The 22,820-nt window shown below is 64.6% G+C and carries 19 protein-coding genes; 16 read left to right on the top strand and 3 right to left on the bottom strand.

What is annotated here, in order from left to right:
- Position 1 precedes the first annotated feature (1 nt).
- The 6 genes from CBW66_RS03525 (at position 2) to CBW66_RS03500 (ending at position 6,833) form a co-directional block, all read left to right on the top strand.
- Positions 2-2,098, top strand: a complete 2,097-nt coding sequence (locus CBW66_RS03525) for a ribonuclease catalytic domain-containing protein (protein ID WP_086137062.1) — start codon at positions 2-4, stop codon at positions 2,096-2,098.
- 138 nt (positions 2,099-2,236) lie between these two features.
- A complete protein-coding gene (locus CBW66_RS03520; RefSeq protein ID WP_086137061.1) occupies positions 2,237-3,094 on the top strand; it encodes an energy transducer TonB in 858 nt (285 codons plus the stop codon).
- 11 nt (positions 3,095-3,105) lie between these two features.
- Complete coding sequence (gene aroE / locus CBW66_RS03515) at positions 3,106-3,933, top strand: shikimate dehydrogenase (RefSeq protein ID WP_086137222.1); 828 nt, start codon at positions 3,106-3,108, stop codon at positions 3,931-3,933.
- Positions 3,930-4,661, top strand: coding sequence for a monofunctional biosynthetic peptidoglycan transglycosylase (gene mtgA, locus CBW66_RS03510; protein ID WP_086137060.1), 732 nt, complete (start codon positions 3,930-3,932; stop codon positions 4,659-4,661). Before aroE ends, mtgA begins: the two co-directional genes overlap by 4 nt.
- Positions 4,662-4,882: 221 nt before the next feature.
- Positions 4,883-5,848 carry a magnesium/cobalt transporter CorA gene (gene corA, locus CBW66_RS03505; protein WP_077408488.1) on the top strand — a complete coding sequence of 322 codons (966 nt, stop codon included), beginning with the start codon at positions 4,883-4,885 and terminating at the stop codon, positions 5,846-5,848.
- 268 nt (positions 5,849-6,116) lie between these two features.
- Positions 6,117-6,833, top strand: a complete 717-nt coding sequence (locus CBW66_RS03500; RefSeq protein ID WP_086137059.1) for an HAD family phosphatase — start codon at positions 6,117-6,119, stop codon at positions 6,831-6,833.
- A 5-nt stretch (positions 6,834-6,838) separates the two neighbouring features.
- On the opposite strand, the gene hemL is transcribed toward CBW66_RS03500, so the two are convergent.
- Positions 6,839-8,128 (bottom strand): glutamate-1-semialdehyde 2,1-aminomutase, encoded by a 1,290-nt coding sequence (gene hemL, locus CBW66_RS03495; protein ID WP_086137058.1) that lies wholly within the window; start codon positions 8,126-8,128, stop codon positions 6,839-6,841.
- 59 nt (positions 8,129-8,187) lie between these two features.
- Positions 8,188-9,045 (bottom strand): hydroxymethylpyrimidine/phosphomethylpyrimidine kinase, encoded by an 858-nt coding sequence (locus tag CBW66_RS03490; protein ID WP_086137057.1) that lies wholly within the window; start codon positions 9,043-9,045, stop codon positions 8,188-8,190.
- A 96-nt stretch (positions 9,046-9,141) separates the two neighbouring features.
- Here CBW66_RS03490 and CBW66_RS03485 point away from each other — a divergent pair, with 96 nt between their 5' ends.
- The 6 genes from CBW66_RS03485 (at position 9,142) to CBW66_RS03460 (ending at position 18,312) form a co-directional block, all read left to right on the top strand.
- Positions 9,142-9,294, top strand: a complete 153-nt coding sequence (locus CBW66_RS03485) for a rubredoxin (protein ID WP_010401308.1) — start codon at positions 9,142-9,144, stop codon at positions 9,292-9,294.
- Between the two features lie 84 nt (positions 9,295-9,378).
- Entirely contained in the window at positions 9,379-9,801 is a 423-nt protein-coding gene (locus CBW66_RS03480; RefSeq protein WP_086137056.1) for a response regulator, read from the top strand.
- 36 nt (positions 9,802-9,837) lie between these two features.
- Positions 9,838-10,203, top strand: a complete 366-nt coding sequence (locus tag CBW66_RS03475) for a response regulator transcription factor (protein WP_070222135.1) — start codon at positions 9,838-9,840, stop codon at positions 10,201-10,203.
- Positions 10,204-10,229: 26 nt separating this feature from the next.
- Positions 10,230-10,835, top strand: a complete 606-nt coding sequence (locus CBW66_RS03470; protein ID WP_329957611.1) for a chemotaxis protein CheW — start codon at positions 10,230-10,232, stop codon at positions 10,833-10,835.
- A complete protein-coding gene (locus CBW66_RS03465; RefSeq protein ID WP_086137054.1) occupies positions 10,835-13,072 on the top strand; it encodes a methyl-accepting chemotaxis protein in 2,238 nt (745 codons plus the stop codon). The genes CBW66_RS03470 and CBW66_RS03465 overlap by 1 nt, the downstream gene beginning before the upstream one ends.
- 41 nt (positions 13,073-13,113) lie before the next feature.
- The gene (locus CBW66_RS03460; protein ID WP_086137053.1) at positions 13,114-18,312 is read left to right on the top strand and encodes an Hpt domain-containing protein; all 5,199 of its coding nucleotides are present in this window, start codon (positions 13,114-13,116) and stop codon (positions 18,310-18,312) included.
- 119 nt (positions 18,313-18,431) lie between these two features.
- Here the strand turns inward: CBW66_RS03460 and CBW66_RS03455 are convergent, their stop codons facing one another.
- A complete protein-coding gene (locus tag CBW66_RS03455) occupies positions 18,432-19,895 on the bottom strand; it encodes a deoxyribodipyrimidine photo-lyase (RefSeq protein ID WP_086137052.1) in 1,464 nt (487 codons plus the stop codon).
- Between the two features lie 386 nt (positions 19,896-20,281).
- On the opposite strand from CBW66_RS03455, the gene CBW66_RS03450 reads away from it, so the two are divergent.
- The 4 genes from CBW66_RS03450 to CBW66_RS03435 are packed head-to-tail and all read left to right on the top strand — an operon-like array spanning position 20,282 to position 22,801.
- Positions 20,282-20,884, top strand: a complete 603-nt coding sequence (locus CBW66_RS03450) for a YqgE/AlgH family protein (RefSeq protein ID WP_070222127.1) — start codon at positions 20,282-20,284, stop codon at positions 20,882-20,884.
- On the top strand, positions 20,881-21,279 hold the full coding sequence (gene ruvX, locus CBW66_RS03445; protein ID WP_230492103.1) for a Holliday junction resolvase RuvX: 399 nt from the start codon (positions 20,881-20,883) through the stop codon (positions 21,277-21,279). Before CBW66_RS03450 ends, ruvX begins: the two co-directional genes overlap by 4 nt.
- 39 nt (positions 21,280-21,318) lie before the next feature.
- Positions 21,319-21,843 (top strand): bifunctional pyr operon transcriptional regulator/uracil phosphoribosyltransferase PyrR, encoded by a 525-nt coding sequence (gene pyrR / locus CBW66_RS03440; RefSeq protein WP_086137051.1) that lies wholly within the window; start codon positions 21,319-21,321, stop codon positions 21,841-21,843.
- Positions 21,836-22,801, top strand: a complete 966-nt coding sequence (locus CBW66_RS03435; protein WP_034746695.1) for an aspartate carbamoyltransferase catalytic subunit — start codon at positions 21,836-21,838, stop codon at positions 22,799-22,801. The genes pyrR and CBW66_RS03435 overlap by 8 nt, the downstream gene beginning before the upstream one ends.
- Positions 22,802-22,820: the final 19 nt, after the last annotated feature.

Here is a 22,820-nt window from a genome sequence, read left to right as displayed (position 1 = left end):
AATGAATCTATTTTTTGAAGAATCCGGCGATTTCAAGGTCGGCACGGTCCTGTCGCAAGCGGGTGAAGCGTACCAGGTCGAAATGGCCAGCGGCAAGCGCACCAAGGTCAAGGTCAAGGACGTGCTGCTGCAGTATGAAAAGCCGGCCCCGGCCGAACTGCTCGAGCACGCCAAGAGCACCGCTGCCGAGATCGACCTCGATTTCCTGTGGGAAGTCGCGGGCGAAGACGAGTTCGGCTTTGCCGAGCTGGGCGCCGAGTATTTCGGTCATGCGCCATTGCCGCCGGAAGCGGCCGGCCTGATCCTGGCACTGCATTCGGCGCCCGTGTATTTCTACAAGAAGGGCCGTGGCCGCTACAAGGCGGCGCCGGAAGCATCGTTGAAGGCGGCCTTGGCCGGCATCGAAAAGAAAAAGCAGCAGGCGCTGGTGCAGGCAGGCTATGTGGAAGAGCTGAAACAGAACCGTCTGCCTGCGTCCATGCAGCCCATGGTGCTGCAACTGCTGTTCAAGCCGGACAAGAACACCATCGAATACAAGGCGCTGGAAGCGGCCTGCACGGAGTTGCACACGACGCCGCCGCGCCTGATGCTGGCCGCCGGTGGTATCGCTTCGCCAAAAGACTTGCACCTGTCGAAATTCCTCTTCGAGAACTTCCCGAAAGGCGCCGGTTTCCCCACCGTGCCCGTGCCGGCCGTGACGGCCAAGCTGCCGCTGGCCGACGTGGCCGCCTTCTCGATCGACGACGTGACCACGACCGAGATCGACGATGCTTTCTCCGTGCAACCCTTGCCCGATGGCACCGTGAAAGTGGGTATTCACATCGCCGCGCCAGGCCTGGGTATCCGCCCGGAAGACGTGATCGACAAGATGGCGCGCCAGCGCATGTCGACCGTCTACATGCCGGGCGACAAGATCACCATGCTGCCCGATGAAATCGTCAATGCGTTTACGCTCGCGGAAGGCACGACGTGCCCGGCCCTGTCGCTGTACGCGACCCTGGACCCGAAAGCGGACTGGGCCGTCGTCAGCACGCACACCATCGCCGAACTGGTGCCGATCGCCAGCAACTTGCGCCACAACCAGCTCGACGACCTGGTCAACGAGGAAACCCTGGCCAGCGGCGAAGGCGAGTACCCGCACAAGGCCGACTTCGCCGTGCTGTGGCAATGGGCGCAGCAGCTGGAACAGGGCCGCATGAAGAAGCGCGAAGCGTTTGGCCTGAAGCCGGAACAGAACAACCGCGTCGATTTCAACTTTTATGTGGAAAACGACATCGTCACCGTGGCGCGCCGCAAGCGCGGTGCGCCGCTGGACAAGATCGTCGCCGAATTGATGATTTTTGCTAATAGTACCTGGGGCAAGATGCTGCACGACCATGGCGTGCCCGGCATCTACCGCAGCCAGGGCGGCGGCAGCGGCAATAGCTGGGCGGCAAAGATGCAAGTGCGCATGGTCACCCATGCGGCGCCGCACCAGGGCCTGGGCGTGGATCAATACGCGTGGAGCACTTCGCCCCTGCGCCGCTACACGGATCTGGTGAACCAGTGGCAAATCATCGCCTGCGCCGAGCATGGCGTGACGGCGCCGCTGGTGGCCCCGTTCAAGCCGCGCGATGCGAATCTGTTCGCCATCGTCTCGGCCTTCGACGCCGCCTATGCCGCGTATGGCGATTTCCAGTCGAATATGGAACGCTACTGGTGCTTGCGCTGGCTGCACCAGGAAAACGCGCGCCAGGTCGATGCCGTCGTGCTGAAGGATGAAATCCTGCGTCTGGTTGACATTCCGCTGGTCATCAAGCTGCCGGGCATGCCGTCGGTGGCGCGCGGCGCCCAGGTGAAACTGGATTTGCTGCGCTGGGATGAAGTCGACCTGAGCATTGAAGCGCGGTTGCTGGAAATCGCCGCCGTGCCCGATGCGGCGGCCGACGCCGAACTCGATTACGAGGAAGACGCGGGGGACGAAGGCGACGAAGGCGCGGAAGAGGGCGACGTGGCGGCCGAGCCTGCGCCGGAAGCGGCGAACCAGGTCAGCGACGCCGACGCGGAAGTGGCGGAACTGGCCAGCGAAGACGTGGTCAGCGAGCCCGAGGTCAAGTAAGGCGTTCCTCACGTCATCAAGGCGGTGCTGAAAACTGTTGCCGGTAACGCCCTTTGACGTAGAATTCAGCCATCTTGTATGGTGTGCTTGTTGCTAACTGGGTTGCGCGTGAAGTCTTTCCGAGAGAATCGTTTCCTGATGATCGCCGTGGCGGTATCGCTGCTGGCGCACGGCGCCTTGCTGGCGATGCATTTTGTCGCCCCGGCCCCGCAGCGGGCCGTCGCCACCGATCCCGGCCTGGAAGTAATACTGGTCAATGCCAAGCATGCGAACAAGCCGCTGAAGGCCGATGCCCTGGCACAAGCCAACCTCGACGGTGGTGGCCAGGCCGACAAGGGGCGCGCCAAGTCGCCCTTGCCCGACATGCGCAAGGTGGAAGAGGGCGACAGCGTCAAGGCCAGCGCCCGGCGCATCGCCGAGCTGGAACAGAAGCAGCAGGAACTGCTGACGCAGGCGGCCAAGGCGACGCCCTACAGCGCCGCGCCCGTCACGGAAAAGGACAAGCCCAATCCCCTGGCCAGCGGCTCGGACTTGATGGAAAGCAGCAAGGCCATCGCGCGCATGGCGGCCGAGATCAGCCAGATCGTGGAAGACCAGAACAAGCGTCCGCGCAAGACTTTTATTACGCCCAGCACGCAGGAGGTCGGCTATGCCATGTATTACAAGACCCTGCAAAAGCGCATCGAGGAAATCGGCACCCTGAATTTCCCGCAAAACAATGGCCGCAAGATGTATGGCGAACTGGTCGTCTATATCCCCATCTTCCAGGATGGCACGATTTACCAGAAAGAGGGCGGCGCCCGCGTGGAGAAAAGCTCGGGCAATCCCGCGCTGGACGCGGCGGCCCTGGCCATCGTGCGCCGTTCGGCACCGTTCGGCCGCTTCCCACCGAACATGCTATCGAGCGACAAGGATGACCTGTGGGTCGTCATCACCCGTTTCAAATTTACCCGCGAAGAAAAAATGGAAGCTAACCTGACTGGCGGCAGCAATTGAACAAGCAAGAGATGAATCCCGATCAATATTGCGTCTTCGGCAATCCCATCGCCCACAGCAAGTCCCCCCTGATCCACGCCGCGTTTGCCCAGCAGACGGGCGAGCCCATCGTGTATGAACGCCGCCTGGCGCCGCTCGACGGTTTTGCCCTGGCGGCCCGCAGCTTTGCGGCCGAGGGCGGCAAGGGCGCGAACGTGACGGTGCCGTTCAAGCTCGACGCGTGCGCGCTGGCCACCGAGCTGACGCCGCGGGCCAGGGCCGCCGGTGCCGTCAACACCCTGCGCTTCGAGGGCAACACCATTCTTGGCGACAATACCGATGGCGCGGGCCTGGTGGCCGACATCGTGCGCAACGCTGGTGTGGCCATCGCCGGCAAGCGCGTCCTGTTGCTGGGCGCGGGCGGCGCGGCGCGCGGCGTCGTGCTGCCCCTGCTGGAACAGGGACCGCAGGAAATGTTCATTGCCAACCGCACCGTGGCCACGGCCGAGGCCTTGGTGGCGCAGTTTGCCGACGCGCTGGCGCACCCCGGCCAGCTGCGCGCCGGCGGCTTCACGCAGCCTGACGGCGTCTTCGATATCGTCATCAATGCCACCTCGGCCAGCCTGGCGGGCGACTTGCCGCCCGTGCCACCCGGTATCTTCGGCAGCCGCACCCTGGCGCTCGATATGATGTATGGCGCCCAGCCCACCGTCTTCATGGACTTTGCCGCCCAGCATGGCGCGCAGGTGCGCGACGGCCTGGGCATGCTGGTGGAGCAGGCGGCCGAAGCGTTTTACGTGTGGCGCGGCGTGCGGCCGCGGACGCAGGACTTGCTGGCGCAATTGCGGGGCAGCCTGTGAGCGCCGGCAAGAAGGGACAACGCAAGGGCGGCAGCGGCAGCCGCTACGGCTGGATCAAGTGGCTGTTCATCGTGCCCGTGCTGGCTTTTATCGTCGTGCAACTGTATTTCTTCCTGCAAATCTGGTGGTGGGTCGACCATAACCCGTCCAGCACGGCTTTCATGCGTGAACAGTTGTCTGTCTTGCAGGACAAGAATCCGAATGCCACGATCCAGCAGACGTGGGTGCCGTACAACCGCATCTCGAACAATCTGAAACGGGCCATCATCGCCTCGGAAGACGCGAATTTCTCCGAGCACGAAGGCGTGGACTGGGAAGCCTTGCAAAAGGCATATGAAAAGAATAGTAAAAAACAAAAGGTCGTGGCCGGCGGTTCCACCATCACGCAGCAACTGGCGAAAAATCTCTTCCTGTCCGGCTCGCGCAGCTATGTGCGCAAGGGCCAGGAACTGATCATCACGTATATGCTGGAAAACCTGATGGAAAAGCAGCGCATTTTCGAGATTTATCTGAACGTGGTGGAGTTTGGCACGGGCACCTTCGGCGCCGAAGCGGCCGCGCGTCACTATTACCGGGTCAGCGCGGCAGGCCTGAGCGCGGGACAGGCGGCGAAACTGGCCGTGATGCTGCCGAATCCCCGCTATTATGACCGTCACCGCGATACGGGCTACCTGAACCGGCGCACCAGCATCATCCTGCGCCGCATGGGAGCGGCGGAATTGCCTTGATGGCGGGGCGATTCCTTTGTATAAAATTAAAGCTGTTTAATTGGCACTATTGCGGCGCAGCATCTTAATCGCCTCCCTTGGTGCAACGCCGCACTTTTTCCGTGAAAAAGCCGTGCCGGGGGTGGTCGTGAAAAGGCCTTTGCGGGTACACTTGCGCTGTTTTCATTTTTGGCGCCAGCGCCAGCACATCACGATAACCCCACATCCGGCTGAGAGCGCGCATGATCAATGTCTTTGTATTACAGAATGGCCGGCTCAACCAGGTGCCGATCGACAGCCGCGCAGACCTCGAAAATGCCGAACCGGTGTGGGTCGACCTGACCGACCCCACCGATGATGAACGGGCCTGGGTCAAGGCCATCTACAACGTCACCCTGCCGGGCGAAGACGAAGTCAAGGATATTGAGGCGTCGGCCCGCTATTACGAAGCGGAAAACGGCGACTTGCACCTGCGCACGGATTTCCTGCGCGAAGAAGACGACGGTCCCTCGCGCGTCATCACCGTGGCCTTCATCCTGGCCCGCAAGATTTTGTTTTCCATGCATACGGACGACTTGCCCGTGTTCCGCCTGGTGCGCATGCGCGCCCGTTCGCGGCCAGGCTCGATCGCCGACTACATGGACGTGCTGCTCGACCTGTACGCCACCGATGCCGAATACTCGGCCGACGTGCTCGAAGGCATCTACCAGAACCTGGAAGAAGTCAGCACGCGCGTGCTGCAAAAGGAATTTACCGATGCGCACGCGGCCGAAGCGCTGAATGCGATTGCCCACGAGGAAGATTTGAATGGCCGTATCCGCCGCAACATGATGGATACACGCCGCGCCGTGAGCTTTCTGATGCGCGGCCGCTTGCTTAATTCCGAGCAGTTCGAGGAAGCGCGCCAGATTTTGCGCGACATCGAATCGCTCGATGGTCACACGTCTTTCCTGTTCGACAAGATCAACTTCCTGATGGATGCCACCGTCGGTTTCATCAACATCAACCAGAACAAGATCATCAAGATCTTCTCGGTGGCCAGCGTGGCTTTCCTGCCGCCCACCCTGATCGCCAGCGTGTACGGCATGAACTTCAAGCTGATGCCGGAGCTGGAATGGTCGTTTGGCTATCCATGGGCCTGGGGCCTGATGGTCACCAGCGCCATCGCGCCCTTCCTGTACTTCCGCCACCGCGGCTGGCTGAAATAAGCCGTATTGCCGGGGCGCTCCCGCGTCCCGGTTTCAAGGCGAGCGCAGCAAATTCAAAAATCAGCGATAATCACTGGTATTGCGTGGTATTGAATTGGTATTGCGTGATTGCTGATTGATGCCTGCCGTTTGTTGTGCAGAAAAAAAGTATCGTCATCGAGACGTTTTCTGCGTGGCAGCGTCCGCCTGTTCCACCTATGATCGTTGCGATGCCTGCCTTGCCGGCTGGCCGCCGCATTTCCCGTCACCGTTGTCTTCTGGAGAGTCCATGCCTGATACCGCCATCACCCCACCGCGCTTTACCCATTTGATCAGCGACTGCGATGGCGTGCTGATCGACAGCGAAGCCGTGGCCCTGCAAGCGCTGCTGGAGTTGCTGGGGCCGCGCCTGCCGAACCTGGCCGAGGGCGTCACTTTGCAGGGTTTGATCGAGCCGCGCCTGGGCCAGCGCCTGGTGCCGCTGATGCAGGATATCTACAAGGAACTGGGCTTGCCGCAATTGCCGGCTGACGAGATCATGGCCATCGGCAACGCCGTCGATGCGGCTTGCGACGCGCAATTGCGCGCCGTGCCCGGCGTGGCACAGGCGCTGGCCGCCATTCCGCTGCCCAAGGCCGTGGCCTCGAACAGCGTCAGCGCGCGCGTGCTGTCGGCGCTTGAGCGCACTGGCATGGCGCCGCTGTTCGACAAGCGCGTGTTTACGCCCGACCTGGTGGGCCACGCCAAGCCCCATCCGGGCGTCTACCTGGCGGCAGCAAGCGCCTTTGGCGTGCCGCCGGGCCAGTGCCTGGTGCTGGAAGACAGCGTCACGGGCGTGACGGCCGCCGTGGCGGCGGGCATGACGGTATTGGGATTCATCGGCGGCGGGCATATCGCCGCCGGCCAGGAAGCGCGCCTGAAGGCGGCCGGCGCGCATGTCGTGTTCAGCGACATGGCCAGCCTGCCGGCGCTGGTGGCCGCGGTGATGGACGCCGCGACCGTATAAAACGCTTACGCGAGCTTGGCAAACACCTTGCGCGCAGCGGCGATGGTGGCGTCGATGACGGCATCGTCGTGCTGCGCCGAGACGAAGCCCGCCTCGAAGGCGGCGGGCGCGAAGTACACGCCTTCGTCGAGCATGGCGTGGAAGAAGGCGTTGAACTTGCTGCGGTCGCCCGCCATCATTTCCGCGTAGCTGGCCGGCGGCGTTTCGCTGAAGTAGATGCCGAACATGCCGCCGATGTAGTCGGCGCAGAACACCACGCCCGCTTCTTTTGCCGCAGCGGTCAGGCCTTCGGCCAGGCGTTTGGCCGTGGCGCCCAATTGCTCGTAGAAGCCCGGTTGCTGGATCAGTTTCAGGGTGGCCATGCCGGCCGCCACGGCGACCGGGTTGCCCGACAAGGTACCTGCCTGGTAGACGGCGCCCAGCGGTGCCATGTTGTGCATCAGCGCCGCGCTGCCGCCGAAGGCCGCCACCGGCATGCCGCCGCCGATCACCTTGCCCAGCGCGGTGAGGTCCGGCTTGATGCCGTACAGCGCCTGCGCGCCGCCCAGGGCCACGCGCAAGCCGCACATGACTTCATCGAAAATGAGCAGGGCGCCGTGCTGCGTGCACAGTTCGCGCATCGCCTGCAGGAATGCCGGCGTGGCTTTCACCAGGTTCATGTTGCCGGCCACCGGTTCGACGATGACGCAGGCGATTTCCGCGCCGAAGCTGTCGAAGGCGTCCTTCAGCTGTTCCACGTTGTTATAGTCGAGCACCAGCGTGTGCTTCACAAAATCTTCCGGCACGCCGGCCGAGGTCGGGTTGCCGAAGGTGAGCAGCCCGCTGCCCGCCTTGACCAGCAGCGAATCGGCGTGGCCGTGGTAGCAGCCTTCGAACTTGACGATCTTGTCGCGTCCTGTGGCGCCGCGCGCCAGGCGCAGGGCGCTCATGGTCGCTTCCGTGCCCGACGATACCAGGCGCACCTGCTCGATCGACGGCACCAGACGCGTGATTTCCTCGGCCATCAGTACTTCGCCTTCGGTCGGCGCGCCGAACGACAGGCCCAGCGCGGCCGCATCCTGCACCGCCTTGACCACTTCCGGATGGGCGTGGCCGACGATGGCCGGACCCCACGAGCCGATGTAGTCGATATAGCGCTTGCCGTCCGCGTCCCAGAAGTACGGGCCTTCGGCGCGCGTGATGAAGCGCGGCGTGCCGCCCACGGAGCGGAAGGCGCGCACGGGCGAGTTGACGCCGCCTGGCGTGGTTTTTTGTGCGCGGGCAAACAGGATGTCGTTCTGTGAAGTCGTCGTCATGATAATCGTGCCTTGAAAGTGGATCGTTGTCTGTGTCGTCTGTGTTTGTCTGGACGGGATTATTGGGCGCCGCGCTGGCGCTGCTGCCGGAACAGCCGGTTTGGCACCAGCTTGCCCATGCCGTGGCGCTGCGCGTGGGCCAGCGCGCCGGCCGTGAATTCCTGCGCCGCCACGACCACCTGCGGCACGTCGTCTTCGTTTACGGCCAGGGCCAGCAGGGCGGTGGCCGCCGCCGACAGGGTGCTGCCGGCGCCGTTGAAGATGCCCGGCAGGTGCTGCCATTCGTCGTGGCGCACCACGCCATCCTCGCCGAACAGGGTATTGGCGCGCAGCTTGCCTTCGGCCTTGCCGGATTTGCTGGCATCGGCCGGCATGCCGGTGACGAGCACGTATTCGCAGCCCAGCGCCACCAGGTAATCGACGTCGTTCTGCAGCGTGTCGTCCGGGTCGGCGTCGCGCCAGGTCTCGGCCAGGCGCTCCAGTTCCACCGGCGAGAGCACCAGCAGGGTCGTTTGCGGGATCAGCAACTGGCGCACGGCCGTGAGGATGTCTTCGTCGTCCATGCCCTGTTCCGGCAGCGCCGAAATGAAGGGATCGAGGATCAGCGGCACGTTCGGATAGTCGGAGACGATTTCGGCGATGGCCGTGACGTTTTCCACGCTGCCCAGCGCGCCGATCTTGATGGCGGCCACGGACATGTCTTCCAGCAGCACGCGCGCCTGGTCGGAAACCCAGTCCGGGTCGACCGCCTGCACGTCTTCCACGCGCGCCGTATCGCTGATCAAGAGGCCCGTGGTGACGGACAGGCCATGGCAGCCGAAGGCTGAAAACGTGGCCAGGTCGGCCTGGATGCCGATCGCACCGACCGGATCGGACACGCCGAAGCTTAATATGAGGGGAGAAGTTTGGTTTTGCACGGCGGGTAGATTAAGATACCTAATTCAGCATTTTACTTGATTGAAGGGTGGCAGAACGTGAGTAGCAACGAAACAACGCAGCAATTCCAAACGTGGATGTGTCTTATTTGCGGCTGGGTTTATGATGAAGCGGCCGGCTTGCCTGACGAAGACATCGCTCCCGGCACGCGTTGGGCCGATGTTCCGATGAACTGGACCTGTCCTGAATGCGGTGCGCGCAAGGATGATTTCGAGATGGTAGCGCTGTAATCAATCAGGTCCACGGGATGCCGCTGCCGCACGCAGGTGTCGCGGCTGCCTGTGCTATGGTATGAAAAATTGTCGAATAATCACATGACGCGATCTTCCTTGCCTGAGGCGCCGTCCGATGCCGTGTGTGCCGGCGTCACGGTACTCGTCATCGACGACAGCGCGACGATACGCAGCGCGGCCGCGCAGATACTCGGCGAGGCCGGTTATCGCGTGGTGGTGGCGGAAAACGGCTTTGCGGCCCTGGCCAAGATCGCCGACTGCCAGCCGGCGCTGATCGTGTGCGACATTGTGATGCCGCGCTTGGACGGCTACCGCACCTGCGCGCTGATCAGGGCCAGCGCCGCGTATCACGCCACGCCGGTGCTGATGCTGTCGTCGAAGGAAGGCTTGTTCGACCGCGCGCGCGGCGCCATGGCGGGCGCCAGCGCCTGCCTGGTCAAGCCGCTGGCGCGCGAGGCGCTGCTGGAGGCCGTGCGGCTGCACCTGGCCGGGCATTTTGAGTAAGTGTTTTTATTGATTGACAACGCAGCAAGGAAGCAGATGGCCATACACACAATTCTGATCGTCGATGACTCGCCGACAGAACGCTACTACCTGAGCGAAATGCTGGTGCGTGCCGGTTATGCCGTCCTCACGGCGCAGGACGGCGCGGACGCGCTGGCGCAACTCAAAGAGGCCAGGCCCGACCTGATCCTGATGGACGTGGTGATGCCCGGTGCGAATGGCTTTCAGATCACGCGCGCCATCGCGCGCGATCCCGAACTGCAGGATGTGCCGGTGATTATCTGTTCCAGCAAGAGCCAGGAAACGGACCGCATCTGGGGTTTGCGCCAGGGCGCGCGTGATTATCTGGTCAAGCCGGTGGTCGAAGCCGAGCTGCTGGCCAAGATCGCCGCGCTTTCCTGAGCATGCACACGATACCAGGTCACGGCGTGTCCACAACGGCCTTTCCGGCTGCCGCTGCCGCCGTGCCATCCTTCGAGACGGGCGCGCGGCAGGGGCGCTTGCGCCAGTATCAGCTGCAATTGATCGAGCGGATACAGGCTGCGCGCAGCGGCGCGCTGGCGGCGCGCAAGGAACTGGGCGTGATGCTCGGTGGCCGGCCCTGTCTGCTCGACCTGACGCAGCTTGGTGAAATCGTCATTGCCGCCGGCGTGCAGATCCAGGGCGTGCCGCTGGCGCAGGACTGGTACCTGGGCCTGGCGGCCATGCGCGGACGCCTGACGGGAGTCGTCGACCTGGCCCGCTACATGGGCGAACCGGCTTGCGCGCCCGGCAATCACTGCCGCATCATCACCTTTTCTCCGCGCCTGGGCCTCAATTGCGCACTGCTGGTCGAGCGCGTACTGGGCTTGCGCCAGCTGCGTACGATGCAGCCCGTCTCCGTGCCGGATGCGCCGCCTTCCTGGGCGGCGCAGGCGCTGCGCGACAGCGAAGGGCAGCAGTGGCTGCGCCTGGACCTGGCGCAGCTGGCGCAAGCGGAACGCTTCCTCGATGCCGGCTTTGGAGGCCTCGCCGACTACAAGGATATTTGCTGATGGGCTCCCATTCCCCCATTCTGGCGGCCGCCATGCCCGAAGCGGAACACGCGCCCGGCGAGCCGGGATCGGTGGGCGACCTGCCGCTGCGCCTGCGCGACGCGCTGGGACGGCGCAAGTCGCTGGCCAATGCGCCGGTGCGCGACTTGAAACTGCCGCTGATCGGCCATTTACCGCTGCAAAAGCAGCTGAGCATCCTGTCGACGGTGATGGCCCTGAGCCTGGCCGCCAGCCTGCTGTTCGTGGGACTGAACACGCGCAGCGGCAATATCGCCTCGGCGCAGACGCAGCTGGCCAGCGATGCGCTGATGCATTCGCAGCGCATCGGCAAGGCCGCGCCGAACGCCGTGCAAGGCAATCCGGAAGCGTTCCGTCAGCTCGAGGAAAGCCGCAATGAACTGAACCAGGATTTCCGCCTGATGCTGCGCGGCGGAACGTATCACGGCCGCGATATCGGCGAATCGCGTTCCGCCCTGCTGGCGGCTGTGGCCGACGCGCGCAAGAAGTGGGCCAGCAGCGACCGCGCGGCCAGCACCATCCTGCGCCTGAAACCTGAGCTGGGCGAATTCGACAAGACCTTGCAGCAATTGAACGCACTGTCGCCGGCGCTGCTGGCGCAGACCGAGGAAGTCGCGGCCCTGAAGGTGCAGCGCGGCGGCAATGCGCGCGACCTGGCCGTCATCGGCCGCCTGATGATGCTGAGCCAGCGCATGAGCCGCAGCGCCAGCGAGTTCCTGTCGTCGGGCAGCATCAGCTCGGAAACGGCGTTTTCGCTGGGGCGCGACACGACGTATTTCCGCACCGCCGTCGAAGGCCTGTTGAATGGTAGCGTGTCGCTGCAACTGGCGCCCACGCGCGACGCCGAACTGCGCGACCGGCTGGTGGCGCTGAAAGCCAGTTTCGACACGTACCAGAAGCTGGTGTCGTCGATACTCGACCGGCTCGATAAATTCAGTTCGGCGAAAAGCGCCGAACAGCTGATCTTCAACGAGAACGAAGACCTGCGCCAGCGTTTGACCCTGCTGCAGCAGATGTACCACGTGAACCAGGAAACCCTGGGCATCGCCTTCTGGATGATGGTCGGCGGCGTGTTGCTGACCCTGATCGCGGCGGCCGGCATCGGCCGCGTGCTGCTGCAAGACTCCGTCAACCGCACGCGCGACGCCGAGCGGCGGCGCCAGGAGGCGGAAATCCTGCGGCTCCAGTCGCAGGGAAAAGAGGAAGCGGCGAAGGCCAGGAATGACCAGAACCAGGCGGCCATCCTGCGCCTGATGAACGAATTGCAGAAAGTCGCCGACGGTGACCTGACGGTGCAGGCCACCGTGTCGGAAGACATCACGGGCGCCATCGCCGATTCCGTCAACTACACGGTCGAGGAATTGCGCGGCCTGGTGGGACGGGTGACGGCGACGGCCGAACAGGTCAACCGCGCCTCGACGCAGGCGCAAAGCATCTCCAGCAAGCTGCTGATCGCGTCGCAGCAGCAGTCGCGCGAAATCCAGGGCGTCAGCGCCACCGTGGTCAAGATGGCCAATGCGATTACCGACGTGTCGAAGTCGGCCAGCGTCTCGGCCGACGTGGCGCGCCAGTCGGTGGCGGCGGCGCAGCAGGGTTCGACGGCGGTGGAAAACGCCATCAAGGGCATGCATGAAATCCGCGAGCAGATCCAGGATACGTCCAAGCGCATCAAGCGCCTGGGCGAATCGTCGCAGGAAATCGGCGAAATCACCGAGCTCATTTCCGATATCACCGAGCAGACCAATGTGCTGGCGCTGAACGCCGCCATCCAGGCCGCATCGGCCGGCGAGGCGGGGCGCGGCTTCTCCGTCGTCGCCGAGGAGGTGCAGCGCCTGGCCGAACGTTCGGCCGCCGCCGCCAAGCAGATCGGCGCGCTGGTGCGCACCATCCAGGCCGACACCCAGGATGCGACGCGCGCGATGGAAACGTCCACGCAGGGCGTGGTCGAGGGCGCGCGCTTGTCCGACGCGGCCGGCGCGGCCTTGAACGACATCAGCCAGGTGTCGAAACACCTGGCCGAACTGATCCAGGGCATCTCGTTCGCTACCGGCACGCAGGCCGGTTCGGCCAGCGGAGTGGCCTTGAATATCCAGCATATCCTGAGCGTGACGGAGCAGACCCAGGACGGCACGCAGCAAACGGCGCAGTCGATCCATAAACTGTCGATGCTGGCGCAGGAACTGAAAAACTCGGTGTCGCGCTTCCGCGTCGCCGCCTGAACGTCGCGCCAAGCCAGGGCGATTTCCTTACCGAGGCATGCATGAGCACACCAGATAGTCCACAGCAGTCCAAGCCGTTCGACAGCGAACCTTTGTCCTGGGTGATGGTGGAAATCCGCGAAGCGCTGGGCCGCTCGAAAACGGCCCTGTTCGAAGCGGGCGGCCGCGAGCGCGAGGAACGCGCCACGGCCCTGCAGCATGCGCGCTCGCACCTGCACCAGGCGCATGGCGCGCTGGTGATGGTCGACGTGGCCGGCGCCAGCCTGCTGACGGACGGCGCGGAACAGGCGCTGGCGCGCTTTCGCGACGGCAGCCTCGAATACACGCTGGACCATGCGCAGATCGTCGCCGCACTGTATCAGGCCCTGACCGAATACCTGGAAGACCTGGTGGCGGGCACGCCGCCGCAGCCGGCGCGTTTGTTCCCCTACTACCGCGACCTGCAAACCCTGCTGGGCGCCGAGCGCATCCACCCGGCCGACCTGTTTTTTCCGCCTTCCGCCATGCTGGAAGGGCAGGCCATCGCGCTGGCCGACACGCCGCCGGTGGCGGACTATCCTGCCTGGCGCGGGCGCTTTGAAAAGTCCCTGCTGCCCTTCCTGAAGGCGCAGGACGATGCGGCGCGGCGCCAGCACGCGGGCGAGCTGCACGCCACCTTGAGCCTGGTGGCCGACGCGCAGCAGGAAGCGCCGGCGCGCACCTTCTGGTTCGTCATGCAGGCGTTCGCGGGGCTGGCGGCCAGCGGCGAAGGCATGGGCACGCTCAACGTCAAGCAGCTGTTTGGCCTGATCAACCTGCAGTTGCGCCGTCTGGCGCAGGGCACGGCCAGCCTGCCCGAAGCGATGCTGCGCGACGCCCTGTTCTTCATCGCCGCGGCGCCCGAGCCGACGCCGGATGCACGCCAGCTGCGCGCCGCTTTCGCCCTGGACGGCATGCTGCCCGCCGACGTGGAAACGCGGCGCTACGGCCAGGTCGACCAGCATGCCTTGCAAGGCGCCCGCACGGCCCTGGCGCAGGCGCGCGCCAGCTGGAGCCGCCTGGCGCAAGCCGACCTCGATCCTGCCCTGGGTCCGGATTTTGAAGCGTCGCTGCAACAGGTGGCGGCACATGTGGAAACCTTGAAGCAGCCGGCCCTGGCCAGCCTGCTGCGCGAATGCGCGGCCGTGGCGCGGCAAGCCGTCACCAGCGGGCGCAGCGCGGCCCTGGAGAATGAGATCGGCATGGCGCTGCTGTTTGCCGACACGGGCCTGGAGCAGCTGCGCCGCCTGCCCGACGATTTTGCCGGCAATGCGGAAACCATCGCCGCGCGCCTGCAGGCGCTGCTGGCTGGCGAAGCGCCGCCGCCCGTCACGGCGGGCGAGCTGTCGCGCCAGATCGAGCAGGGCCAGACGGTTGCCGCGCTGGCCGAGGACATGAAGACGGGCCTGCGCCAGGTGGAAAAGGTGCTCAACGCCTACTACGCGGATGCAGCGGGTGCGGGGATGGCGGGGGCGCTCGATGGCGTCGCGCCCGTGCTGGAGCAGTTGCAGCGGCAGCTGGCGGGACTGGGACAGGACGGCGCGCGCGCCGCCGTGCTGCAGGTTGATGCGGCCGTGCGGCAGCTGGCCGGTGGCGAAGCCAATGCGGACGCCAAGGCGGAGACGCACGCCGAGGCGCTCGACGAGATCGCGCAAAATGTCAGCGCGCTGGGTTTTTTTGTCGATATGCTGGGCCGCAACGCGCAGGCCGCCAGCGGGCGTTTCCATTTCGATGCGGCCGCCGGCACTTTCCGCGCGCTGCCATTTGAAAAAGTCGCCGCCGCCGGCGCCGTACCGGTACCCTTGCTCGACCAGGCCCTGGCGCCCGCAGCACCCGCCGGCATGGAGGCCGCGCCGGCCGTGACCGATGTCGACGCGCAGATGCTCGATATTTTCATCGCCGAAGCGCGCGAAGTGCTGACTTTCATCGACACCACCCTGGCCCTGCCGCGCGAGCAGGCCGCCAGCGGCGACCACCTGGCCATGCTGCGCCGCTCGTTTCATACCCTGAAAGGCAGCAGCCGCATGATCGGCCTGGCGCAGTTTGCCGAAGCGGCCGGCGCCATCGAGCGCGTCATGAATACCTGGCTGGCCGAGGCGCGCCCCGTCAGCGACGACTTGTTTACCTTGCTCAATTACGGCTGGTACCAGCTCAGCGAATGGGTGGCCGAACTGGAAGGCGGCGCGGGGCGCGAGCGCGAGGCCGGCATGCTGCTGATGGCGGCCGAGCGCGTGCGCGAAGGCGGTCCGTTCGAATTGCGCAAGCCTCGCCCTGCTGCGGCCGCGCCGTTGGCCGGCAATGGCAATGTGATCGGACTTCCCTTGGCCACGGCGCCCGCGCTCCATGAAGCGCCGGACGATCACCTCAAGCACGTGGGCGAACTGCGCATCAGCCTTCCCTTGTACAACATCTATCTGGCCGAGACGGATGAATTGCTGCGCGTGCTCACGCGCGACTTTGGCGAATGGCGCCATGAGCCGCGCGCCGTCAGCGCGGAGGCGCTGCAAGCCGTGCATACCCTGGCGGGGACGTCCGGCACGGTGGGCTTCCAGTCCCTGCGCGACCTGGCGCACGCGCTGGAAACGGTGATCGAAACGGTGGTGCCGCCACTGGCCGGCCTGCGCGCCGAGCAGCACGACGTGCTGGAGCAGGCCACGCAGCGCATCGGACAAATGCTGCAGGCGTTCGCGCTGGGCGACCTGGCGCCAACGCAGCCGGACATGATCGAAGCGCTCAACACTCTGTGGCGCGCCTTGACGGCGCCGCCTGGCGAGAGCAAGGAAGACCGCCTCGACGCCCTGTTTGCGGACGCCTACGCCAGCATCGTCGGTACGCCGGCGCAGCCTGCCGAGCCGCGGGCCGAAGTGCCGGCGCCGGCGCCGGCGCAGGACATCGGCGCCAGCGACGACCTGTTCGACGCCGGTTTCGAACATGCGCCGCCATTGGAGCATGCGGCGCCGGAAGCGCCGGCGCCCGCCATCATGCCGGCCGATGCGGCCGCGCTGCTGGCGGCGAGCGCCGGCATCAGCGATGAACTCGACCTCGAGTTATTGTCCGTCTTCCTGGAAGAGGGCGCCGACCTGCTGCCGCAGATCGGCGAGGCGTTGCGCAGCTGGCAGCAGCAGCCGCATGACAGCGGCCAGGCGCAGATGCTGCTGCGCACCCTGCACACCGTCAAGGGCAGCGCGCGCATGGCCGGCGCCATGCGCCTGGGACAGCATGCGCATGAAATCGAGACGCATATCGAAAACATGCTGCACGCGGGCACCGCCACGCCGCAAGCGTTCGAGGAATTGCTGGCCCACTACGACCATGCGCTGCACCTGTTCGAGCAGCTGCAGCAACCGTTGCTGCCCTTGCCTGGCATGGAAGACACCCCGGTGGTCGAACCGAAGGCGGCGCTGGTGCGCGTGCGCGCCGATATCCTCGACCGCCTGGTGAACCAGGCTGGCGAAGTGTCGATCACGCGCTCGAAGATGGAAAATGAAGTGGGCGTGCTCGGTGCTTCGCTGTCCGAGTTTTCCGACAACCTGGCGCGCCTGCGGCGCCAGCTGCGCGAAGTGGAAATGCAGGCCGAATCGCAGATCGCCTCGCGCATGGCCGTCGGCAGCGAGCGCGAATTCGACCCGCTCGAATTCGACCGCTTTACGCGCCTGCAGGAACTCACGCGCATGATGGCCGAAAGCGTCAACGATGTGGCCTCCTTCCATGAAAACCTCAGTCACAGCGTTGATGCGGTGACGGACGACCTGGTGCTGCAGGCGCGGCTGACGCGCGAGCTGCAGCGCGACCTGATGCAGATCCGCATGGTACCGTTTGCCAGCATCGCTGAACGCCTGTTCCGCGTGGCGCGGCAAAGCGCCAAGGAAGTCGACAAGCGCGTCAACCTCGACATCCGCGGCGGCGGCGTGGAAATCGACCGCAGCGTGCTCGAACGCATGGCCGCGCCCTTCGAACACCTGCTGCGCAACGCCATCGTGCACGGCGTCGAGCCGCGCGATGCGCGCCTGGCCGCGGGCAAGAGCGAGACGGGCGAGCTGCTGGTGCAGGTCAGCCAGCAGGGCAATGAAGTGGCGATCGCTTTTTCCGACGATGGCGCGGGGCTGGACCTGGAACGCATCCGCGCCAAGGCGCACGGCGCAGGCCTGGTGGCGACGGACGCGCCTTTGAGCGACGCGCAGGCGGCCGAGCTGATTTTCACGCCCGGCTTTTCCACCGCCGACAGCCTGACGGAACTGGCAGGACGCGGTGTTGGCATGGACATCGTGCGCTCCGAAGCGCTGGCCTTGGGCGGACGCGTGGAAACGCAGACGCAGGCGGGCCAGGGTATGCGCTTCACCATCCACCTGCCGCTGACCCTGGCCGTCACGCAAGTGGTGCTGCTGGCGGCGAACGGCAAGACGTATGCCTTGCCATCGGTGCTGGTCGAGCAGGTGCTGCACCTGAAAGGCGAACAGCTGGAGCAGGTGCGGGCAGCGGGGCGCATCGAGTCGCACGGGCAATCGCTGGCGCTGCATCACCTGTCGGCCATGCTGGGCGAGACGCCGGCGGCGCAGGCTACGCAGCGCCATGCGCCGGTGCTGTTGCTCCGGAATGGCAATGACAGGCTGGCCTTGCAGGTCGATGACGTGGTGGGCAACCGCGAGGTCGTGGTCAAGCACGTGGGTCCGCAACTGGCGCGCATGCCGGGCATCGCCGGCGCCACAGTGCTGGGCACGGGCGACATCGTGCTGATCCTCAACCCGGTGGCGCTGGCGCAGCACCTCGAGCACCATCCGGAACTGCTGTCGCAATATGCGCTGGCCAGCCGCGAGCAGCACGCCGCTTCCAGCGTGCTGGCCGTGCCAGCCGTGCGCGTGATGGTGGTCGACGATTCGCTGACGGTGCGCCGCGTGATGCAGCGCCTGTTCGAGCGCGAAGGCTACCAGGTGCTGCTGGCCAAGGATGGCCTCGACGCGCTGGAGCAGCTGCATGCGCTGGAACCGGCCGCCATGCCGGCGCTGCTGCTGGTCGACGTGGAAATGCCGCGCATGGACGGTTTTGATTTGACGCGCAATGTGCGCAGCGACGACAAGACGCGCGCCATCCCCGTCATCATGATCACCTCGCGCAGCGCCGACAAGCACCGCGCGCATGCCTTTGAACTGGGCGTGAATGCGTATTTCGGCAAGCCGTTCCAGGAAGACGAATTGCTGGCCGAGGTGGTACGCTTGCTGACATAAGCCGGCCAACAAGGTTGCCGGATTGCGCATATGAACCGCCAAGGCAGGTCGGGTAGGTCGGGTTAGCGCGCAGCGCGTAACCCGACATCACCAGCGAACAGTACGACAATATCGTCGGATTACGCTGGCACCTTCACCACCGCATAGCGCTCCAGCGTCTCCTTGCGCGCCTCGTCGTGCTGCACGATGGGTGCCGGATAGTCGCGTCCCAGCACGATGTTTTTCTGTTCCAGCAGCATGCGCGGCACCAGCCAGGGCGCGTGGATTTCCTTGTCGCCCAGCGCCTTCAGCTGCGGCAGGTAGCGGCGGATGAAGCGTCCGCTGGCGTCGAATTTTTCCGACTGCGTGATGGGATTGAAGATGCGGAAGTAAGGCTGGGCGTCGCAGCCGGACGAGGACGCCCATTGCCAGCCGCCGTTGTTCGAGGCCAGGTCGAAGTCGTTCAGGTGCAGCGCGAAATACGCCTCGCCGCGGCGCCAGTCGATACCGAGATCCTTGATTAGAAAGCAGGCCGTGACCATGCGCAGGCGGTTGTGCATATAGCCCGTCTGGTTCAGCTGCGCCATGGCCGCGTCGACCAGCGGATAGCCGGTGCGGCCCTCGCACCAGGCGGCAAAGGCGGCATCGGCGGCCGGCCCCGTTTCCCAGGCGATGGCGTCGTAGGCCGGTTTGAAGGCGCCGCCTTCGACGTGCGGGTTCTGGTACAAAATCATGGCGTAGAAGTCGCGCCAGATCAGTTCGGCCAGCCACACGGGCGCCCCGTCCCCGCCGCCGCCGCGGTCCATCAGGTCGACCACGGTGCGCACCAGATAGCGCAGCGACACGGTGCCGAAGCGCAGATGCATGGACAGGTAGGACGGTCCCTTCAGGGCGGGAAAATCGCGCGCCACGTCATAGCGGGCCACGCGCGGCAAAAAATCCTCGAACAGCGCGCTGGCACCCGACATGCCGGTAGGGATGGCCAGCTCGGCCAGGTTGCTGGCCTCGAACCCCAGCTCGCCCAGGGTGGGCAGGGGCGACGGCGTGCCGGCGCGGGGCGGCGCCAGGCTGGCCGCATGCGGCTCGATATCGAATGACGCCAGGCAGGCGGGTTCGGCGCGCATTTTCTTCAGCCAGGCATTTTTATACGGCGTGTAGACGGTGTAGGGTTTGGCCGAGAGCGTCAAAACCTCGTCTTTTTCAAAGATCACCTGGTCCTTAAAGCTGAACCACAGGCGCGCCTCGTGCGTGAGCGCGGCGGCCACCGTGGCGTCGCGGGCGATCGCCTGCGGTTCGTAGTCGTGGTTGGCAAAGACGGCGTCGGCGTTCAATTCGGCCGCCAGGCGCGGAATCGCCTCGGCCGCGGCCGCGTGCAGCACGATCAGGTCGCCGCCCAGCTGGCGCAGCTCGGCGGCCAGCTCGGCCACGCTTGCATGGATGAAGTCGATCCGCCGGTCGCGGCGCGGCAGCGTGGCCAGGATGGCGGTGTCGTATACGAAGACGCAATGCACGGCCTGGCTTTGACGCAGGGCGTGATGCAGTGCAGCATGGTCAAACGCGCGCAGATCGCGGCGGAACCACACCAGGGAAGTCTTAATTGTCATTATTTTGCGTGTTCAGGGTCAAAGATAGGCGATTTTTTGCCGTCAACAGGGCTTTATGGCCGCGCGCGTCGTGCCTTTGGCGTCGCTGCGGCGGCAATTCAGTGTAAACTAGCGGGTATGTTCGCGGTACTTTATGTGCGACAGCGATTTTGCAATCAATTTTACAATTGGCATTGAAATGCGCCTGCAGGCATAGCGAATTGATCATTAATTTATAACATAACAAGAATAACGCCTGGCACCACGGTGCGCGCCGCCCAAGATGTGCGGCCGCTTGCGCCGGGCGTACGATAGCGGGGTAAGCGAGACTTGCCAGCAAGCCCACAGAGAGAGCATCGCGTATGAAAAAGAGTAAAATCGACCAGACTCTACCAGGACATCGTCTGATGCAGGGTGTGGGAGAGCCGGCCGCGACCGGTTCCTCCACCCTGAATCTGGCCAACCATTTCCTGATTGCGATGCCGGCCATGCAAGATCCAATCTTCGGCGGCACGGTCGTGTACGTGTGTGAACATAATGAAAACGGCGTGCTGGGCGTCGTCATCAACAAACCCACCGACATGACCATGGAAGTGCTGTTCGACCGCATCGACCTGAAACTCGAGGCTGGCAGCGACACGCCCATCATCAACGAGCCGATCATGTTTGGCGGCCCCGTGCAGGATGACCGCGGCTTCGTGCTGCACACGCCGGGCGCGCGCTATTCCTCGTCGCTGACGGTGACCGATGAAGTGGCGTTTACCACCTCGATCGACGTGCTCGAAGCCGTCGCCAAGGGCGATGGTCCCGAGCGCATGCTCGTCTCGATCGGCTACTCGGGCTGGAGCCCGGGCCAGCTGGAAGACGAGATCGGCCGCAATGGCTGGCTGACGGTGGGCGCCTCGGCCGACATCCTGTTCGATTTCCCCATCGAACAGCGCTACGTGGCGGCCATCAAGTTGCTCGGTATCGATCCCCTCATGCTGGCTTCGGAAGCCGGACACGCATGAGCGGCGACGCCATCGACACCATCCTCGCCTTCGATTTCGGCTTGAAACGCATCGGCGTGGCCATCGGCAATACCATGATTTGCCAGGCCAAGCCGCTCAGCGTGATCACGGCCACGGCGAACGAGCCGAAGTTTGCCGCCATCGATAGCCTGATCCGGGAGTGGGGGGCCAGCCGTATCGTGGTGGGCTTGCCCAGCCACCCCGATGGCACGGAACACGAGATGAGCGCGCGCTGCCGCCGTTTCGCCAACCAGGTGCATGGCCGCTTCAACCTGCCCGTGGAACTGGTCGACGAGCGCTATTCCTCGGCCGTCATCGCCGCCAAACGCGGCGAAGTCATCGACGACCGCGCCGCCGCCATCATCCTGCAACAGTATTTCGACGCGAATTATTAATCTGACCCTAGACTCCCTCCCTGAATGATTAAGAACTCTATGCCGCATCCTGCGAATCCTTCCCAACTCGACGCCGAGGCCCTGTATGCAGATTTGCTGCAACAGGTGCAGAGCGGCCTGGCGGGCATCCCCAACGTGGCCATCGTCGGCATCCATTCGGGCGGCGCCTGGCTGGCTGAACGCCTGGCGCGCGACCTGAACCTGCTCGACCGCCTGGGCGTGCTCGACGTCTCGTTCTACCGCGACGACTTTGCCCAGAAGGGCCTGCATGCGGACGTCAAGCCGACGCAAATCAGCTTTGACGTGGCCGGCGCCACCATCCTGCTGGTCGACGACGTGCTGTACACGGGCCGCACCACGCGCGCGGCCATCAACGAATTGTTCGACTATGGCCGCCCGGCCAAGATCATGCTGGCGGCCCTGGTCGACCGCGGCGAACGCCAGCTGCCGGTGGCCGCCGATTTCGTGGCCGCCTTCACTGCCGTGCCGCCGGGCCAGGCCCTGGTCCTGAAGCAAGCCGACGATGGAAAATTCACGCTCACCATAGATACCCACCATGCTTAATCCGCAACTGAATAAACACGGCGAACTGCAACATCTGCTGACGATCGAAGGCTTGCCGAAGTCTATCGTCAACCACATCCTCGATACCGCTTCCTCGTTCGTCGGCATTTCCGACCGCGACGTGAAAAAGGTGCCGCTGATGCGCGGCAAGAGCGTTTTCAACCTGTTCTTTGAAAACTCCACGCGCACCCGCACCACCTTCGAGATCGCCTCGAAGCGCCTGTCGGCCGACGTCATCAACCTGAACATCCAGGCCTCGTCGGCCAGCAAGGGCGAATCGCTGCTCGACACCATCGACAACCTGTCGGCCATGCATGCCGACATGTTCGTCGTGCGCCACGCGCAGTCGGGCGCGCCCTACCTGATCGCCAAGCACCTGATCGACACGAAGCAGCCGCACGTCCACGTCGTCAACGCGGGCGACGGACGCCACGCGCACCCGACCCAGGGCCTGCTCGACATGTACACGATCCGCCACTACAAGAAGGATTTCACCAACCTGACGGTGGCCATCGTGGGCGACATTTTGCACAGCCGCGTGGCCCGTTCCGACATCCATGCGCTGACCACCCTGGGCGTGCCGGAAGTGCGCGCCATCGGCCCGCACACCCTGCTGCCGGGCGGCCTGGAACAGATGGGCGTGCGCACCTTCACCAACATGGACGAGGGCTTGAAAGGCGTCGACGTGATCATCATGCTGCGCCTGCAAAATGAACGCATGAGCGGCGCGCTGCTGCCGTCGGCGCAGGAATATTTCAAGAGCTACGGCTTGACGCCCGAACGCCTGGCGCTGGCGAAACCGGATGCCATCGTCATGCATCCGGGCCCGATGAACCGCGGCGTGGAAATCGATTCGGCCGTGGCCGACGGTCCGCAGGCGGTGATCCTGCCGCAGGTGACCTTCGGTATCGCCGTGCGCATGGCGGTGATGAGTATTTTGGCTGGTAATCAGGGCTGATAGCCCAAGGACGAGTAAG

The sequence above is a fragment of the Janthinobacterium sp. GW456P genome (genome assembly GCF_002127655.1).
Taxonomy (GTDB): Bacteria; Pseudomonadota; Gammaproteobacteria; order Burkholderiales; family Burkholderiaceae_D; genus Janthinobacterium.
The sequence above is the reverse complement of the archived record's forward strand: the minus strand, read 5'-3'. Positions and strand labels throughout refer to the sequence as shown.